This is a genomic window from Pseudomonas sp. PHC1 (assembly GCF_046487845.1).
Lineage (GTDB): Bacteria > Pseudomonadota > Gammaproteobacteria > Pseudomonadales > Pseudomonadaceae > Aquipseudomonas > Aquipseudomonas sputi.
In genome coordinates, this window is sequence record NZ_JBJXHJ010000017.1 from 121,537 (window position 1) to 139,209 (window position 17,673).

19 protein-coding genes are annotated in these 17,673 nt (G+C 57.5%); all 19 read left to right on the forward strand.

The annotated features are described in order from the left end of the window. Positions 1 to 79: 79 nt before the first annotated feature. Positions 80 to 214 carry a 50S ribosomal protein L34 gene (rpmH, locus tag ACKJSM_RS20410; protein WP_003213577.1) on the forward strand — a complete coding sequence of 45 codons (135 nt, stop codon included), beginning with the start codon at positions 80 to 82 and terminating at the stop codon, positions 212 to 214. Positions 215 to 230: 16 nt separating this feature from the next. After that, a complete protein-coding gene (gene rnpA, locus ACKJSM_RS20415; protein ID WP_236180104.1) occupies positions 231 to 632 on the forward strand; it encodes a ribonuclease P protein component in 402 nt (133 codons plus the stop codon). Then, on the forward strand, positions 625 to 870 hold the full coding sequence (gene yidD / locus ACKJSM_RS20420; protein ID WP_010465488.1) for a membrane protein insertion efficiency factor YidD: 246 nt from the start codon (positions 625 to 627) through the stop codon (positions 868 to 870). Before rnpA ends, yidD begins: the two co-directional genes overlap by 8 nt. Positions 871 to 872: 2 nt before the next feature. Next, a complete protein-coding gene (gene yidC / locus ACKJSM_RS20425; protein WP_339486224.1) occupies positions 873 to 2,555 on the forward strand; it encodes a membrane protein insertase YidC in 1,683 nt (560 codons plus the stop codon). Between the two features lie 81 nt (positions 2,556 to 2,636). Next, positions 2,637 to 4,007, forward strand: a complete 1,371-nt coding sequence (mnmE, locus tag ACKJSM_RS20430; RefSeq protein WP_339486226.1) for a tRNA uridine-5-carboxymethylaminomethyl(34) synthesis GTPase MnmE — start codon at positions 2,637 to 2,639, stop codon at positions 4,005 to 4,007. A 551-nt stretch (positions 4,008 to 4,558) separates the two neighbouring features. Then, complete coding sequence (gene mnmG, locus ACKJSM_RS20435) at positions 4,559 to 6,457, forward strand: tRNA uridine-5-carboxymethylaminomethyl(34) synthesis enzyme MnmG (protein WP_236179917.1); 1,899 nt, start codon at positions 4,559 to 4,561, stop codon at positions 6,455 to 6,457. Further along, positions 6,454 to 7,098 (forward strand): 16S rRNA (guanine(527)-N(7))-methyltransferase RsmG, encoded by a 645-nt coding sequence (rsmG, locus tag ACKJSM_RS20440; protein ID WP_122604676.1) that lies wholly within the window; start codon positions 6,454 to 6,456, stop codon positions 7,096 to 7,098. Before mnmG ends, rsmG begins: the two co-directional genes overlap by 4 nt. An 18-nt stretch (positions 7,099 to 7,116) precedes the next feature. After that, a complete protein-coding gene (locus ACKJSM_RS20445; RefSeq protein WP_007954142.1) occupies positions 7,117 to 7,914 on the forward strand; it encodes a ParA family protein in 798 nt (265 codons plus the stop codon). A 9-nt stretch (positions 7,915 to 7,923) separates the two neighbouring features. Beyond that, positions 7,924 to 8,796 carry a ParB/RepB/Spo0J family partition protein gene (locus tag ACKJSM_RS20450; protein WP_011336720.1) on the forward strand — a complete coding sequence of 291 codons (873 nt, stop codon included), beginning with the start codon at positions 7,924 to 7,926 and terminating at the stop codon, positions 8,794 to 8,796. Positions 8,797 to 8,944: 148 nt separating this feature from the next. Beyond that, positions 8,945 to 9,352, forward strand: coding sequence for a F0F1 ATP synthase subunit I (locus tag ACKJSM_RS20455; RefSeq protein WP_201819687.1), 408 nt, complete (start codon positions 8,945 to 8,947; stop codon positions 9,350 to 9,352). A gap of 16 nt (positions 9,353 to 9,368) precedes the next feature. Continuing rightward, the gene (gene atpB / locus ACKJSM_RS20460; RefSeq protein WP_007954148.1) at positions 9,369 to 10,238 is read left to right on the forward strand and encodes a F0F1 ATP synthase subunit A; all 870 of its coding nucleotides are present in this window, start codon (positions 9,369 to 9,371) and stop codon (positions 10,236 to 10,238) included. Positions 10,239 to 10,372: 134 nt separating this feature from the next. Beyond that, a complete protein-coding gene (atpE, locus tag ACKJSM_RS20465; RefSeq protein WP_003097235.1) occupies positions 10,373 to 10,630 on the forward strand; it encodes a F0F1 ATP synthase subunit C in 258 nt (85 codons plus the stop codon). Between the two features lie 57 nt (positions 10,631 to 10,687). Continuing rightward, the gene (locus tag ACKJSM_RS20470) at positions 10,688 to 11,158 is read left to right on the forward strand and encodes a F0F1 ATP synthase subunit B (protein ID WP_011336718.1); all 471 of its coding nucleotides are present in this window, start codon (positions 10,688 to 10,690) and stop codon (positions 11,156 to 11,158) included. Between the two features lie 12 nt (positions 11,159 to 11,170). Beyond that, positions 11,171 to 11,707, forward strand: coding sequence for a F0F1 ATP synthase subunit delta (locus ACKJSM_RS20475; protein WP_011336717.1), 537 nt, complete (start codon positions 11,171 to 11,173; stop codon positions 11,705 to 11,707). Between the two features lie 21 nt (positions 11,708 to 11,728). Further along, positions 11,729 to 13,273 carry a F0F1 ATP synthase subunit alpha gene (gene atpA / locus ACKJSM_RS20480; protein WP_230734420.1) on the forward strand — a complete coding sequence of 515 codons (1,545 nt, stop codon included), beginning with the start codon at positions 11,729 to 11,731 and terminating at the stop codon, positions 13,271 to 13,273. A 50-nt stretch (positions 13,274 to 13,323) separates the two neighbouring features. After that, positions 13,324 to 14,184 carry a F0F1 ATP synthase subunit gamma gene (gene atpG, locus ACKJSM_RS20485; RefSeq protein WP_007954161.1) on the forward strand — a complete coding sequence of 287 codons (861 nt, stop codon included), beginning with the start codon at positions 13,324 to 13,326 and terminating at the stop codon, positions 14,182 to 14,184. Between the two features lie 27 nt (positions 14,185 to 14,211). Continuing rightward, entirely contained in the window at positions 14,212 to 15,588 is a 1,377-nt protein-coding gene (gene atpD, locus ACKJSM_RS20490; protein WP_007954162.1) for a F0F1 ATP synthase subunit beta, read from the forward strand. Positions 15,589 to 15,633: 45 nt separating this feature from the next. Continuing rightward, positions 15,634 to 16,059, forward strand: coding sequence for a F0F1 ATP synthase subunit epsilon (locus ACKJSM_RS20495; protein WP_007954164.1), 426 nt, complete (start codon positions 15,634 to 15,636; stop codon positions 16,057 to 16,059). A 118-nt stretch (positions 16,060 to 16,177) separates the two neighbouring features. Then, positions 16,178 to 17,545 (forward strand): bifunctional UDP-N-acetylglucosamine diphosphorylase/glucosamine-1-phosphate N-acetyltransferase GlmU, encoded by a 1,368-nt coding sequence (glmU, locus tag ACKJSM_RS20500; protein ID WP_410238651.1) that lies wholly within the window; start codon positions 16,178 to 16,180, stop codon positions 17,543 to 17,545. Positions 17,546 to 17,673: the final 128 nt, after the last annotated feature.

Genomic DNA, 17,673 nt, shown 5'->3' on the forward strand with positions numbered 1-17,673 from the left:
GGCTTGCTTTCTCTAGAATCCCCGGTCTCTTAAAACGGGGGCCATTCCGGCCCGTTGTGGACGAACCAGGTAACACGACATGAAACGTACTTTCCAACCAAGCACTATCAAACGCGCTCGTACCCACGGTTTCCGTGCTCGCATGGCTACCAAGAACGGTCGTGCCGTCCTGTCGCGTCGTCGCGCCAAAGGTCGTGCGCGTCTGGCAGTTTGATAATCCGGCACTGGAGGTGAGTCAGGACTTCAGTCGGGAAAAGCGTCTGCTTACACCCCGGCATTTCAAGGCAGTCTTTGACTCCCCTACCGGCAAGGTTCCGGGGAAAAATCTCCTGCTCCTTGCGCGCAACAACGATCTCGATCACCCCCGTCTCGGGCTGGTTATCGGGAAAAAGAGCGTCAAGCTCTCCGTCGAGCGCAATCGCCTCAAACGTCTTATGCGCGAATCGTTTCGGCTGCACCAGGATTCACTGGTCGGTTGGGACATCGTTATCGTCGCGCGCAAAGGTTTGGGTGACGTAGATAACCCCGAATTGATTCAGCATTTCGGCAAACTCTGGAAACGTCTGGCACGCAACAAGCCGGTACCAGCAGTCAAAACCGAAACTGTAGGGGTAGACAGTCCAGATGCGTAAACTGGCACTCGTTCCGATCCAGTTTTATCGCTACGCCATTAGTCCCCTGATGGCCAGTCACTGTCGTTTCTACCCCAGTTGTTCTTGCTACGCGTATGAAGCCATCGAAAATCATGGCCTTCTGCGCGGTGGCTGGCTGACCTTTCGTCGTTTAGGTCGCTGTCATCCGTGGAATCCCGGTGGTTATGACCCGGTTCCACCTATCCCTACCTCCCGTTCTTCTTCGATGGCCGAGTAATCATGGATATCAAACGCACGATCCTGATCGTCGCCCTGGCAATCGTGTCCTACGTCATGGTCCTTAAATGGAACCAGGACTATGGCCAGGCTGCCCTGCCGACTCAGAATGTTGCTTCCAGTACGACTACATCCGGTTTGCCGGACACCGCCACTGGCAATAATGCTGCTGCCAGTGACGATATTCCGCGCGCCGCAAGCGATACCAGCGCACCTGCCGAAACGCCGGTCGCCGTCAGCAAGGATCTGATCCAGATCAAGACCGACGTGCTCGATCTCGCGATCGATCCACAAGGTGGCGACGTTGCTCAGCTGACCTTGCCGCTGTATCCACGTCGTCAGGATCGTCCGGACGTTCCGTTCCAGCTGTTCGACAACGGTGGCGAACGTACCTATCTGGCACAGAGCGGCCTGATTGGCACCAACGGCCCGGATGCAAACCCGGCCGGTCGTCCGATCTACTCCTCGGAGAAGAAGACTTATCAACTGGCTGACGGCCAGGATCAACTGGTCGTCGACCTGAAGTTCAGCAAGGACGGCGTCAATTACATCAAGCGTTTCACTCTGAAACGTGGCCTGTATGACGTGACCGTGACCTATCTGATCGATAACCAGAGCGCTCAGCCTTGGTCCGGTTCGATGTTTGCCCAGCTGAAACGCGACGCCAGCGCCGATCCTTCGTCCACAACTGCTACCGGTACCGCGACTTACCTGGGTGCCGCCCTGTGGACAAGTTCCGAGCCGTACAAGAAAGTGTCCATGAAAGACATGGACAAGGCTCAGCTTAAGGAAACCGTGACCGGTGGTTGGGTAGCCTGGCTGCAACACTACTTCGTGACGGCATGGGTTGCTCCGAAGGGCGAAAACAACATCGTCCAGACCCGTAAAGACAGCAAAGACAACTACATCATCGGTTACACCGGTCCGTCGCTGACCGCTGCACCGGGTGCGAAAGTCGAAACCAGTGCTGTTCTGTACGCCGGTCCGAAAAGCCAGGCGGTGCTGAAAGAGTTGTCCCCAGGTCTGGAACTGACCGTCGACTACGGCATTCTGTGGTTCATTGCCCAGCCAATCTTCTGGCTGTTGCAACATATCCACAGCATCGTCGGCAACTGGGGCTGGTCGATCATCTTCCTGACCATGCTGATCAAAGGGATTTTCTTCCCTCTGTCGGCCGCCAGCTACAAGTCGATGGCCCGCATGCGCGCCGTGGCTCCGAAACTGGCTGCACTGAAAGAGCAACATGGCGATGACCGGCAGAAAATGTCGCAAGCCATGATGGAGCTGTACAAGAAAGAGAAGATCAATCCGCTGGGTGGCTGCTTGCCGATCCTGGTGCAGATGCCGGTTTTCCTTTCCCTGTACTGGGTTCTGCTGGAAAGCGTGGAAATGCGTCAGGCGCCATTCATGCTGTGGATTACCGACCTGTCGATCAAGGATCCGTTCTTCATCCTGCCGATCATCATGGGCGCAACCATGTTCATCCAGCAGCGTCTGAACCCTACACCTCCGGATCCGATGCAGGCCAAGGTGATGAAAATGATGCCGATCATCTTCACCTTCTTCTTCCTGTGGTTCCCGGCTGGTCTGGTGCTGTACTGGGTTGTGAACAACTGCCTGTCGATTGCCCAACAGTGGTACATCACGCGTAAGATCGAAGCGGCGACGAAAAAAGCCGAGGCGTAACTTACTCTGTGGATAACACCACTCAAAACGCCCCCTAGTGGGGCGTTTTGCTATCTGCCATTTTTGTCTGGATACCGGTTTATGAGCGCTCCTCGTGAAACCATCGCTGCCGTCGCTACCGCCCAGGGCCGTGGCGGCGTTGGCATCGTTCGAATTTCCGGGCCGCTGGCCAGCGTTGCGGCCAAAGCCATCAGCGGCCGCGAGCTGAAACCGCGGTTTGCCCACTACGGCCCGTTCTTCAGTGACGATCAACAGGTGCTGGATGAAGGTCTGGCGCTGTATTTCCCCGGGCCGAACTCGTTCACCGGCGAAGACGTACTGGAACTGCAGGGCCACGGCGGCCCGATCGTTCTCGATATGTTGCTCAAACGTTGCCTGGAGCTGGGCTGTCGTCTGGCACGCCCTGGAGAATTCAGCGAACGCGCCTTTCTCAATGACAAACTCGACCTGGCCCAGGCCGAGGCGATCGCCGACCTGATCGAAGCCAGTTCTGCACAGGCCGCGCGCAATGCCCTGCGTTCATTGCAGGGTGCATTTTCCCAACGTGTGCATAACCTTACCGAACAGCTGATTGGCCTGCGGATCTATGTCGAAGCAGCTATCGACTTCCCGGAAGAAGAAATCGACTTCCTCGCCGATGGCCACGTCCTGAGCATGCTCGACAAGGTTCGTAACGAGTTATCCACCGTATTGCGCGAAGCCGGGCAGGGCGCGTTGCTGCGTGACGGCATGACCGTGGTGATTGCCGGTCGTCCGAATGCTGGAAAATCCAGCCTGCTGAACGCACTGGCCGGTCGTGAAGCCGCGATCGTGACCGAAATAGCCGGCACCACTCGGGACATCCTGCGCGAACATATCCACATCGATGGCATGCCGCTGCATGTTGTGGACACCGCCGGTCTGCGTGATACCGATGATCATGTGGAAAAGATCGGCGTTGAACGAGCGTTGAAAGCCATTGGCGAAGCTGACCGAGTGCTGCTGGTCGTCGATGCCACTGCGCCAGAGGCCGCCGATCCGTTCGCCCTGTGGCCGGAATTCCTTGAAACCCGGCCAGATCCGGCGAAGGTCACGCTGATCCGTAACAAGGCCGATCTTTCCGGTGAGCCCATTGCCTTGGAAGTCAGTGACGATGGCCATGTGACCATCAGCCTGAGCGCCAAGTCTGCCGGTGAAGGTCTGGACCTGCTACGTGATCACCTCAAAGCCTGCATGGGCTATGAACAAACATCGGAAAGCAGCTTCAGCGCACGCCGCCGGCACCTGGAAGCCCTGCGTCATGCCAGTGATGCCCTGGAACATGGACGTGCTCAGCTGACATTGGCGGGAGCGGGTGAATTACTGGCCGAAGACCTGCGCCAGGCCCAGCAGTCCCTTGGGGAAATCACCGGCGCCTTCAGCTCCGATGATTTGCTGGGACGAATTTTTTCCAGCTTCTGCATCGGTAAGTAGTCCTTCCGTTGTCCACAGGCAGGTCCGTTCGCGACCTGTCTGTCCTCTTTCCTCGTATTTCCTTCCTCCATTGCCGGACAGATTTCTGTTCCTGAGCGGATTTTCCGTGTCCGCGATTCCTTCATTCATCCGATTTCTGTGGATTAAGCCCTGTGAATAACTGTCGCTAAGGGCAGTTGATAACAGGGCCTGAAAACTGGACATAACTGCCTCTGTGGATAACAGCCCCTTTCATCCACAGGCTTACACCGGTTATCCAAGGGCCTCATGCCGACATGGCCACAGGGTTTTGAATCGCTGTACATATTGAAAACAAAGGCTTGTATGGATCTATCCACAGAAATATAGGGCAGTAAGAATAAGCTTTAAAACAAAGGTTTTATAAATTTCTCTCTTTTTTATTCTTTTAACCGCGAGTTCTCCACAGCTGGTTAAATTTTGTGCAAAGGGTTCTTTAGAAAGGGCGAAGTCCCTATACTTGCCGACCAGGTCCAGAAACCTGATCTCAAACTATTCCTGAATGACCTACTTAAGCAGGCACGAGGTGCGTGGTGGATTTCCCTTCCCGTTTTGAAGTGATCGTCATCGGCGGCGGTCATGCCGGTACCGAGGCAGCACTGGCCTCAGCACGCATGGGTGCAAAAACCCTTCTGCTGACGCACAACGTGGAAACCCTCGGTGCCATGAGTTGCAACCCGGCCATCGGTGGCATTGGCAAAAGCCATCTGGTTAAGGAAATCGACGCCCTCGGTGGTGCGATGGCCATGGCTACCGATAAGGGTGGCATCCAGTTTCGCGTGCTGAACAGCCGTAAAGGCCCGGCCGTACGAGCGACTCGTGCGCAAGCCGACCGGATTCTGTACAAGGCCGCTGTGCGCGAAATCCTGGAAAACCAGCCGAACCTGTGGATATTTCAACAAGCCGCAGACGACCTGATCGTCGAGCAGGAACAGGTACGCGGTGTTGTCACGCAAATGGGCCTGCGCTTCTTCGCGGATTCCGTAGTGTTGACCACCGGTACGTTCCTCGGCGGACTTATCCACATCGGTTTGCAGAATTTTTCCGGCGGTCGTGCCGGCGATCCGCCGTCGATCGCCCTGGCGCACCGTCTGCGTGAACTGCCGCTGCGTGTCGGTCGCCTGAAAACCGGTACGCCGCCACGTATCGACGGCAAGTCTGTGGATTTCTCGGTGATGACCGAACAACCAGGTGATACGCCGATCCCGGTGATGTCGTTCATGGGCAACAAAGAACAGCATCCACGGCAAGTCAGTTGCTGGATCACCCACACCAACGCCCGTACCCACGAAATCATCGCTGCGAACCTCGACCGCTCGCCGATGTATTCCGCTGCAGGCGAAATCGAGGGCGTCGGTCCGCGTTATTGCCCGTCGATCGAAGACAAGATCCATCGCTTTGCCGACAAGCAAAGCCATCAGGTGTTCATCGAGCCGGAAGGCCTGACCACCCATGAGCTGTATCCGAACGGGATATCCACAAGCCTGCCGTTCGACGTGCAATTGCAGATCGTGCAATCGATCCGCGGCATGGAAAACGCACACATCGTGCGTCCGGGTTATGCGATTGAGTACGACTACTTCGATCCGCGCGACCTGAAATACAGCCTGGAAACCAAAGTCATTGGCGGTCTGTTCTTCGCTGGCCAGATCAACGGCACCACCGGTTACGAAGAAGCCGGTGCCCAGGGTTTGCTTGCCGGTGCCAACGCTGCACTGCGTGCGAAAGGCAAAGAAGCCTGGTGCCCGCGTCGCGATGAGGCGTACATCGGGGTATTGGTCGACGACCTGATCACCCTGGGTACCCAAGAGCCGTACCGCATGTTCACTTCCCGTGCCGAGTACCGCCTGATCCTGCGTGAGGACAACGCGGATCTGCGTCTGACCGAAAAAGGTCGCGAACTGGGTCTGGTCGATGACGCGCGCTGGGCGGCGTTCTGCAAGAAACGCGAAAGCATCGAGCTCGAAGAGCAACGCCTGAAAAGCACCTGGGTTCGCCCGGGCACTGCTCAGGGCGATGCGATCGCGGAAAAATTCGGCACGCCACTGACTCACGAATACAACTTGCTCAATCTCTTGAGCCGTCCGGAAATCGACTACGCTGGTCTGGTCGAAGTGACCGGGCAGGGCGCAGAAGATCCACAGGTCGCCGAACAGGTCGAAATCAAGACCAAATACGCCGGTTACATCGACCGCCAACAGGACGAAATTGCCCGTCTGCGGGCCAGTGAAGACACGAAACTGCCTGTGGATATCGATTACGCCAACATTTCCGGTCTCTCCAAGGAGATCCAGAGCAAGCTGGGCGCCACGCGTCCCGAGACGCTGGGCCAGGCTTCGCGGATCCCGGGCGTTACCCCGGCAGCGATTTCGCTGTTGATGATTCACTTGAAAAAACGCGGCGCGGGCCGTCAGTTGGAGCAAAGCGCTTGAGTTCTAAGGTCACTTCGCAACACGCCGAAGAGTTATCCACAGGAGCCCGCGCGCTCGGTGTCAATCTCACTGAAACCCAGCACGAATTACTGCTGGGTTATCTGGCCCTGTTGATCAAATGGAACCAGGCCTACAACCTGACTGCCGTTCGCGATCCGGACGAAATGGTTTCCCGCCACTTGCTCGATAGCCTCAGCGTGATGTCGTTCATCGAAAACGGTCGCTGGCTGGACGTCGGCAGCGGCGGCGGCATGCCGGGGATCCCTCTGGCAATCCTGTATCCGGACTCGCAGGTGACCTGCCTGGACAGCAACGGCAAGAAAACCCGCTTCCTGACCCAGGTCAAACTCGAACTCAAACTGGATAACCTGCAAGTTATCCACAGTCGCGTCGAAGCCTTCCAGCCTGCACAGCCGTTCAACGGGATCATTTCCCGGGCGTTCAGCAGCATGGAGAACTTCACCAACTGGACTCGCCACCTCGGCGACGCCGATACGCGCTGGCTGGCAATGAAGGGCGTCCATCCGGCGGATGAGCTGGTAGCATTGCCGGCAGACTTCAAACTCGATAGCGAACACGCCCTGGCCGTACCCGGTTGCCAAGGCCAACGCCATCTGCTGATACTGCGCCGCACGGCATGATTGGGAACACAAGCAAGAATGGCTAAGGTATTCGCGATAGCGAACCAGAAGGGTGGTGTGGGCAAGACCACCACCTGTATCAACCTCGCAGCATCCCTGGTCGCGACCAAGCGCCGGGTGCTGTTGATCGATCTCGATCCACAGGGCAACGCCACCATGGGTAGCGGTGTGGATAAGCATGGCCTGGAAAACTCGGTCTACGACCTGCTGATCGGTGAATGCGATCTGGCCCAGGCCATGCACTACTCCGAACACGGCGGTTATCAACTGCTGCCGGCCAACCGCGATCTTACGGCGGCCGAAGTGGTGCTGCTGGAAATGCAGATGAAAGAAAGCCGTCTGCGCAGCGCGCTGGCGCCGATCCGTGAAAACTACGATTACATCCTGATCGACTGCCCGCCGTCGCTGTCGATGCTCACACTGAACGCCCTGGTCGCTGCTGACGGGGTGATTATCCCCATGCAGTGCGAGTACTTTGCGCTCGAAGGTCTGAGCGACCTTGTGGATAACATCAAGCGCATCGCCGAACTGCTGAACCCGAACCTGAAAGTCGAAGGCTTGCTGCGGACCATGTACGACCCGCGCCTGAGCCTGATGAACGACGTTTCGGCCCAGCTCAAGGAACACTTTGGCGATCAGCTGTACGACACGGTGATCCCACGCAACATCCGACTGGCCGAAGCGCCAAGCTATGGCATGCCGGCGCTGGCTTACGACAAGCAATCGCGTGGCGCGCTGGCCTATCTGGCCCTGGCGGGCGAGATGGTTCGCCGTCAGCGCAAAAATTCACGCATCGCCGCTGCCCAGCCAACTTAAGGAATCCCCATGGCCGTCAAGAAACGAGGTCTCGGACGAGGACTGGATGCGCTATTGAGCGGTCCGACTGTCAGTTCGCTGGAAGAACAAGCGGCGCAGGCTGACAGCCGCGAGTTGCAGCACTTGCCGCTGGATCTGCTCCAGCGCGGCAAGTATCAGCCACGCCGGGACATGGATCCGCAGGCGCTGGAAGAGCTGGCGCAGTCGATCAAGGCCCAGGGGGTGATGCAGCCGATCGTGGTTCGCCCGATTGGCGGTGGTCGTTTTGAAATCATTGCCGGCGAACGTCGCTGGCGCGCAAGCCAGCAGGCCGGGCAGGAAACCATCCCGGCGATGGTGCGTGATGTGCCGGATGAAACGGCAATCGCCATTGCGCTGATCGAGAACATCCAGCGCGAAGACCTGAACCCGATCGAAGAAGCGGTAGCCCTGCAGCGCTTGCAGCAGGAATTCCAGCTGACACAACAACAGGTTGCCGAGGCTGTCGGTAAGTCCCGTGTCACCGTGGCCAACCTGTTGCGCCTGATTGCGCTGCCGGAAGTCATCAAGACCATGCTGTCCCACGGCGACCTGGAAATGGGCCATGCCCGTGCATTGCTCGGTCTGCCGGACAATCAGCAGGTGGAAGGGGCGCGACATGTTGTCGCACGCGGTCTCACCGTGCGCCAAACTGAGGCACTGGTTCGCCAATGGTTGAGTGGCAAACCGGAGCCGGTAGAGCCTGCCAAGCCTGACCCGGATATCGCCCGCCTCGAACAGCGTCTGGCCGAGCGCCTGGGCTCTGCGGTGCAGATCCGCCACGGGAAGAAGGGTAAGGGTCAACTGGTGATCGGTTACAACTCCCTCGATGAGCTTCAAGGTGTGCTCGCACACATTCGCTGAAACAATTCCTCTTGTAGCGCGCAGTCGGAAATCACTACCTGACAGTTGAATAGGGGCAGAACCGCCCCTATACTCTGCGCGCATTTTGTCGGCACAAATTATGCCAAGTTATTGAATTTCGGCAGCCGACCATTGGAGAGCAATAGTGATGGAAACCCGCAAGCCAAACCGCCTGCCGTTCCATCGCCTGGCGGTTTTTCCGGTGTTGATGGCTCAATTTGTCATTTTGCTCATTGGCGCTTTGGCGCTCTGGCAATGGCACGGAGTCGTTGCCGGATACTCGGGACTTTGCGGAGGCCTGATAGCCTTGCTGCCCAATGTTTATTTCGCTCACAAGGCATTTCGGTTTTCCGGCGCCCGAGCAGCCCAGTCCATCGTCCGGTCTTTCTATGCCGGCGAGGCAGGCAAACTGATTTTGACGGCAGTGCTGTTTGCACTGGTGTTTGCAGGTGTGAAGCCACTGGCGCCGATCGCTGTATTCGGCGCCTTCGTGCTGACTCAGTCGGTCAGCTGGTTCGCTCCCCTGCTGATGAGAACAAGACTTTCGAGACCTTAGGGCGTTTGAGGCAACCATGGCAGAAACAACCGCTTCGGGCTATATCCAGCACCACTTGCAGAACCTGACCTTCGGTCAGCTACCCAACGGCGGCTGGGGCTTTGCCCACACCGCAGCAGAAGCCAAGGAAATGGGCTTCTGGGCTTTCCACGTCGATACTCTCGGCTGGTCGGTCGCGCTGGGTCTGATCTTCGTTCTTCTTTTCCGCATGGCGGCCAAGAAGGCGACTTCCGGTCAGCCGGGTGCACTGCAGAACTTCGTTGAAGTCCTGGTCGAATTCGTCGATGGCAGCGTGAAAGACAGCTTCCATGGCCGTAGCCCGGTGATCGCACCGCTGGCACTGACCATCTTCGTCTGGGTGTTCCTGATGAACGCCGTCGACCTGGTACCGGTCGACTGGATTCCTCAGCTGGCCATCCTGATCTCCGGCGACCACCACATCCCGTTCCGCGCGGTGTCGACTACCGACCCGAACGCGACCCTGGGCATGGCGTTCTCGGTTTTCGCACTGATCATTTTCTATAGCATCAAGGTCAAGGGCCTCGGCGGCTTCATCGGCGAGCTGACCCTGCACCCGTTCGGCAGCAAGAACATCTTCGTTCAGGCCCTGCTGATCCCGGTGAACTTCCTGCTGGAATTCGTGACCCTGATCGCCAAACCGATCTCTCTGGCTCTGCGTCTGTTCGGCAACATGTATGCCGGCGAGCTGGTGTTCATCCTGATCGCTGTGATGTTCGGCAGCGGCCTGCTCTGGCTCAGCGGCCTGGGTGTTGTCCTGCAGTGGGCGTGGGCTGTGTTCCACATCCTGATCATCACCCTGCAGGCGTTCATCTTCATGATGCTGACCATCGTCTACCTGTCGATGGCGCACGAAGAAAACCATTAAGACCAGTCTCGACTAGTCTGATGTCCTTCCCGGTCAAACGGGAAGGGGCTCCTCACGGGGCACCATGAAACGATTTGTTTTACCGCTTTAATCTAAAAAACCTAAACCATACGACGTAAAAGTCGGGAGGAAAGATGGAAACTGTAGTTGGTCTAACCGCTATCGCTGTTGCACTGTTGATCGGCCTGGGCGCACTGGGTACCGCAATTGGTTTCGGCCTGCTGGGCGGCAAGTTCCTGGAAGGCGCAGCGCGTCAGCCAGAAATGGTTCCAATGCTGCAAGTTAAAATGTTCATCGTTGCCGGTCTGCTCGACGCCGTAACCATGATCGGTGTTGGTATCGCTCTGTTCTTCACCTTTGCGAACCCGTTCGTTGGTCAGATCGCTGGCTAATCATTCGTACCTTCGAATGATTTGGTGTGATGGACAACGTAACTGCGAGGTGTTGGCGTGAACATTAATGCGACCCTGATTGGCCAGTCCGTTGCGTTCCTGATTTTTGTACTGTTCTGCATGAAGTTCGTATGGCCTCCGGTCATCGCGGCTCTGCACGAACGTCAAAAGAAGATCGCTGATGGTCTGGACGCTGCCAGCCGAGCAGCTCGCGACCTGGAGTTGGCCCAAGAGAAAGCGGGTCAGCAACTGCGCGAAGCGAAAGCTCAGGCAGCTGAAATCATCGAGCAAGCCAAGAAACGCGGTAACCAGATTGTCGAAGAGGCCGTTGAAAAGGCCCGCATCGACGCTGACCGTGTGAAGGTTCAGGCTCAAGCCGAGATCGAACAGGAACTGAACAGTGTCAAAGACAAGCTGCGCGCCCAAGTGGGCTTGCTGGCTGTCGGCGGCGCCGAGAAGATCCTGGGTGCCACAATCGATCAAAACGCGCACGCAGAGCTGGTTAACCAACTGGCTGCTGAAATCTAAGCGAGGGCGATCATGGCAGAACTGACCACGTTGGCCCGACCTTACGCTAAGGCGGCCTTCGAGCACGCTCAGGCCCACCAGCAACTGGCCAATTGGTCAGCCATGCTCGGCCTGGCAGCAGCGGTGTCGCAAGACGACACCATGCAGCGCGTGCTCAAGGCCCCGCGACTGACGAGCGCAGAAAAGGCCGCCACGTTCATTGACGTGTGCGGCGACAAGTTTGATGCCAAGGCACAGAACTTCATCAATGTCGTTGCCGAAAACGACCGTCTCCCGCTTCTGCCGGAGATCGCCGCTCTGTTCGACCTGTACAAGGCCGAGCAAGAGAAATCGGTAGACGTTGAAGTGACCAGTGCTTTTGCATTGAACCAAGAACAGCAAGACAAACTCGCCAAGGTTCTCAGTGCACGACTCAACCGGGAAGTGCGCCTGCAAGTCGAGGAAGACAGCTCCCTTATCGGGGGGGTGGTCATCCGCGCCGGCGACCTGGTTATCGATGGCTCGATTCGCGGCAAAATCGCGAAACTTGCCGAAGCATTGAAATCTTGAGTTTGAAGGGGCAGCAGAGCAATGCAGCAACTCAATCCTTCCGAAATAAGTGAAATTATCAAGGGCCGCATCGAAAAGCTCGATGTGACCTCTCAAGCCCGTAACGAAGGCACTGTCGTCAGCGTATCTGACGGTATCGTGCGGATTCACGGTCTGGCCGACGTCATGTACGGCGAGATGATCGAGTTTCCGGGCGGCGTCTACGGTATGGCCCTCAACCTGGAGCAAGACTCCGTAGGTGCCGTTGTACTGGGCGCGTACACCAGTCTGGCTGAAGGCATGAGCGCCAAGTGCACCGGCCGCATCCTCGAAGTTCCGGTTGGTAAGGAACTGCTGGGTCGCGTTGTCGACGCACTGGGTAACCCTGTTGACGGCAAAGGTCCACTGGGCAACACCGAGACCGACGCGGTCGAGAAAGTTGCTCCGGGCGTGATCTGGCGTAAGTCGGTAGACCAGCCTGTACAGACTGGCTACAAGGCTGTCGATGCCATGATCCCTGTCGGCCGTGGCCAGCGTGAGCTGATCATCGGTGACCGTCAGATCGGTAAAACCGCTCTGGCGATCGACGCGATCATCAACCAGAAAGACAGCGGCATTTTCTGCGTCTACGTGGCCATCGGTCAGAAGCAATCGACCATCGCCAACGTGGTTCGCAAGCTGGAAGAAAACGGTGCACTGGCTAACACCATCATCGTTGCAGCGAGCGCCTCGGAATCTGCAGCACTGCAATTCCTGGCTCCGTACTCCGGTTGCACCATGGGTGAATTCTTCCGCGACCGCGGTGAAGACGCGCTGATCGTTTATGACGATCTGTCCAAGCAAGCAGTGGCTTACCGCCAGATTTCCCTGCTGCTGCGCCGTCCACCAGGCCGTGAAGCTTATCCAGGCGACGTGTTCTATCTCCACTCCCGTCTGCTGGAGCGCGCATCCCGCGTTTCGGAAGAGTACGTAGAGAAGTTCACCAACGGCGCAGTGACCGGCAAAACCGGTTCCCTGACCGCACTGCCGATCATCGAAACCCAGGCTGGCGACGTTTCCGCGTTCGTTCCGACCAACGTGATCTCCATCACCGACGGTCAGATCTTCCTGGAATCGGCCATGTTCAACTCGGGCATCCGCCCTGCAGTGAACGCCGGTGTTTCGGTATCCCGTGTGGGTGGTGCCGCTCAGACCAAGATCATCAAGAAGCTGTCCGGTGGTATCCGTACCGCTCTGGCTCAGTACCGTGAACTGGCGGCATTCGCCCAGTTCGCTTCTGACCTGGACGAAGCGACCCGCAAGCAACTTGAGCATGGTCAGCGCGTTACCGAGCTGATGAAGCAGAAGCAATACGCGCCAATGTCGATCGCCGACATGTCGCTGTCGCTGTATGCCGCTGAGCGTGGGTTCCTGACCGACATCGAAATCACCAAGATCGGCAGCTTCGAACAAGCGCTGATTGCTTTCTTCAACCGCGATCACGCCGATTTGATGGCCAAGATCAACGTTAAAGGTGACTTCAATGACGAAATCGACGCTGGCCTGAAGGCTGGTATCGAGAAGTTCAAGGCCACCCAAACCTGGTAAGCCGCAGCGGGAGCCGCAAGGCTCCCGCTTGCTAACCTGATAGGTGTTACATGGCAGGCGCAAAAGAGATTCGCAGTAAGATTGCGAGCATCAAAAGCACGCAAAAAATTACCAGCGCCATGGAAAAAGTGGCGGTCAGCAAAATGCGCAAGGCACAAATGCGCATGGCTGCTAGCCGTCCTTATGCGGAGCGTATCCGCCAGGTAATTGGGCATCTGGCCAACGCCAACCCGGAATACCGCCACCCGTTCATGATCGATCGCGAAGTAAAGCGCGTCGGTTATGTCGTCGTGAGCAGTGACCGTGGTCTGTGCGGCGGCTTGAACACCAACCTGTTCAAGGCCCTGGTCAAGGACATGGCGGTAAACCGCGAAAACGGCGTCGAGATCGATCTGTGTGTCGTTGGTAGCAAGGGTGCGGCCTTTTTCCGCAACTTCGGCGGTAACGTCGTTGCAGCTATCAGCCACCTGGGTGAAGAGCCGTCGATCAATGATCTGATCGGCAGCGTCAAGGTGATGCTGGATGCCTATCTGGACGGCCGGATTGACCGCCTGTCCGTGGTATCCAACAAGTTCATCAACACCATGACGCAACAGCCTACCGTGGAGCAGTTGATTCCACTGGTGGCGACCCCGGATCAAGAACTCAAGCACCACTGGGACTACCTCTACGAACCAGACGCCAAAGAGCTGCTTGACGGCTTGATGGTGCGTTACGTGGAGTCGCAGGTGTACCAGGCGGTGGTCGAGAACAACGCAGCTGAACAGGCTGCGCGGATGATCGCGATGAAGAACGCTACCGACAACGCCGGTGATTTGATCAGCGATTTGCAGCTGATCTACAACAAGGCGCGTCAGGCTGCGATCACCCAAGAGATCTCGGAAATCGTCGGCGGCGCTGCCGCGGTTTAACGGTTCAAATATTCAGAGGATCCAGCTATGAGTAGCGGACGTATCGTTCAAATCATCGGCGCCGTTATCGACGTGGAATTTCCACGCGACAGCGTACCGAGCATCTACGACGCCTTGAAGGTTCAAGGCGCCGAAACCACTCTGGAAGTTCAGCAGCAGCTGGGCGACGGCGTGGTTCGTACCATTGCGATGGGCTCCACCGAAGGCTTGAAGCGCGGTCTGGACGTCAACAACACTGGCGCTGCCATCTCCGTACCGGTCGGTAAAGCGACTCTGGGCCGGATCATGGACGTACTGGGCAACCCGATCGACGAAGCTGGCCCGATCGGCGAAGAAGAGCGTTGGGGTATCCACCGCGCCGCTCCTTCCTTCGCTGAACAGGCTGGTGGCAACGAGCTGCTGGAAACAGGCATCAAGGTTATCGACCTGGTTTGCCCGTTCGCCAAGGGCGGTAAAGTCGGTCTGTTCGGTGGTGCCGGTGTAGGCAAGACCGTAAACATGATGGAACTGATCCGTAACATCGCCATCGAGCACAGCGGTTATTCCGTGTTCGCCGGTGTGGGTGAGCGTACTCGTGAGGGTAACGACTTCTACCACGAGATGAAGGACTCCAACGTTCTCGACAAGGTAGCCCTGGTCTACGGTCAGATGAACGAGCCACCGGGAAACCGTCTGCGCGTAGCGCTGACCGGTCTGACCATGGCCGAGAAGTTCCGTGACGAAGGTAACGACGTTCTGCTGTTCGTCGACAACATCTATCGTTACACCCTGGCCGGTACCGAAGTATCCGCACTGCTGGGCCGTATGCCTTCGGCAGTAGGTTACCAGCCGACTCTGGCTGAAGAGATGGGCGTGCTGCAAGAGCGCATCACTTCGACCAAGCAAGGTTCGATTACTTCGATCCAGGCCGTATACGTACCAGCGGACGACTTGACTGACCCGTCGCCAGCGACCACGTTTGCTCACCTGGACGCCACCGTCGTTCTGTCCCGTGACATCGCTTCCCTGGGTATCTACCCGGCGGTAGACCCACTGGACTCGACTTCGCGTCAGCTGGACCCGAACGTGATCGGCAACGATCACTACGAGACCGCTCGTGGTGTTCAGTACGTGCTGCAGCGTTACAAAGAGCTGAAGGACATCATCGCGATCCTGGGTATGGACGAGCTGTCGGAAGCCGACAAGCAGTTGGTAAACCGTGCTCGTAAGATCCAGCGCTTCTTGTCGCAGCCGTTCTTCGTGGCTGAAGTCTTCACCGGTGCTTCGGGTAAATACGTTTCCCTGAAAGACACCATTGCTGGCTTCAAAGGCATCCTCAACGGTGACTACGACCACCTGCCAGAACAAGCGTTCTACATGGTCGGCGGCATCGAAGAAGCGATCGAGAAAGCCAAGAAACTGTAATCCAGGCGCCCGGCAACGGGCGCTAATTTAGGTTGAGGCAATCAGATGGCTATGACAGTCCATTGCGACATCGTCAGCGCGGAAGGAGAAATCTTTTCCGGCCTGGTCGAGATGGTGATTGCGCACGGTGCTCTGGGTGATCTTGGTATCGCTCTGGGCCACGCGCCGCTGATCACTAATCTGAAGCCAGGTCCGATCCGCCTGATCAAGCAAGGCGGGGAAGCCGAGGTGTTCTACATCTCCGGTGGTTTCCTCGAGGTTCAGCCGAACATGGTCAAGGTGCTTGCCGATACCGTGCAACGTGCCGCCGACCTGGATGAAGCTCAGGCTCAAGCAGCTCTCAAGGCTGCCGAAGCTGCTCTGCATGAGAAGAGCGCAGATTTCGACTACGGAGCTGCGTCCGCACGTCTGGCCGAGGCTGCAGCTCAGCTGCGCACCGTCCAGCAGATCCGCAAGAAGTTTGGCGGTTGATCCGTCAGCCACTTGTTGTGCGATTGATAAAAAAGGGTAGCCTCGGCTACCCTTTTTTCTTTCCAGAATTCTACAAACCCGGTCGCAGTTGCTGACCACCCAGGATTGGTAGCCAGTCATGTCTCTTGAAATCGTAATCCTCGCGGCCGGTCAAGGCACCCGCATGCGTTCCGCGCTGCCAAAAGTGCTGCACCCGATTGCCGGTGATTCCATGCTCGGTCATGTTATCCACAGCGCCCGTCAACTTGATCCACAGCGCATTCACGTGGTCATCGGCCACGGCGCCGATGTAGTGCGCGAGCGTCTGGCCGCTGACGACCTGAATTTCGTGCTGCAGGACAAGCAACTGGGCACTGGCCACGCCACGGCCCAGGCGGTTCCTTTCATCACGGCCGATACCGTACTGATTCTCTACGGCGATGTACCGTTGATCGAAGTCGAGACCCTGCAGCGTCTGCTCAAGCACGTTGTACCCGGACAGATGGGGCTGCTCACCGTTGAACTGGCCGACCCGACCGGTTATGGCCGTATCGTACGCGACGCGGACGGCAAGGTTGCCGCGATCGTTGAGCACAAGGACGCCAGCGAAGCGCAACGGGCGATCACTGAAGGCAACACCGGCATTCTGGCCGTGCCGGCCAACCGCTTGGCAGACTGGATGAGTCGTCTGTCGAACAACAATGCTCAGGGTGAGTACTACCTCACCGACGTGATCGAGATGGCAGTAAGCGACGGGCTGACCGTCGCCACCGAACAACCTCACGATCCGATGGAAGTGCAGGGCGCCAATGATCGCAAACAGCTTTCCGAGCTGGAGCGTCATTATCAGTTGCGTGCCGGTCGCCGTCTGATGGCTCAGGGCGTGACCCTGCGCGACCCGGCCCGGTTTGATGTACGTGGCGAAGTGACCGTCGGTCGCGATGTGCTGATCGACATCAACGTGATTCTCGAAGGCAAGGTTGTCATCGAGGATGACGTGGTCATCGGCCCGAACTGCGTGATCAAGGACAGCACCCTGCGCAAGGGCGTGGTGGTCAAGGCCAACAGCCACATTGAAGGCGCGGTGTTGGGCGAAGGCAGCGATGCCGGCCCGTTTGCCCGTCTGCGTCCGGGTACCGTGCTGGAAGCCCGTGCCCATGTGGGTAACTTCGTCGAACTGAAAAACGCCCACATGGGCGAGGGCGCCAAGGCCGGACACCTGACTTACCTGGGCGACGCCGAGATCGGTGCACGCACCAACATCGGCGCCGGCACCATCACTTGCAACTACGATGGCGCCAACAAGTGGAAAACCGTCTTGGGTGAGGATGTGTTCATCGGCTCGAACAATTCGCTGGTGGCCCCTGTGGATATCTCTGCCGGTGCAACCACTGCAGCCGGTTCGACCATCAACCAGAATGTGGATAAAGCCCAGTTGGCCGTTGGCCGTGCGCGGCAGAAGAACATCGATGGCTGGAAGCGGCCGGAGAAGATCAAGAAGAGCTGAGTTATCCACAATGCTCTCATCAAAAAAGACCGCGACCAGCGGTCTTTTTTAGGTTCTTCACGGATTGCCGGGAAAGTCGCTCTTGATCTTCATGAAAAAGAATTCGCTGTCCCGGTAGCCGTAGGCCA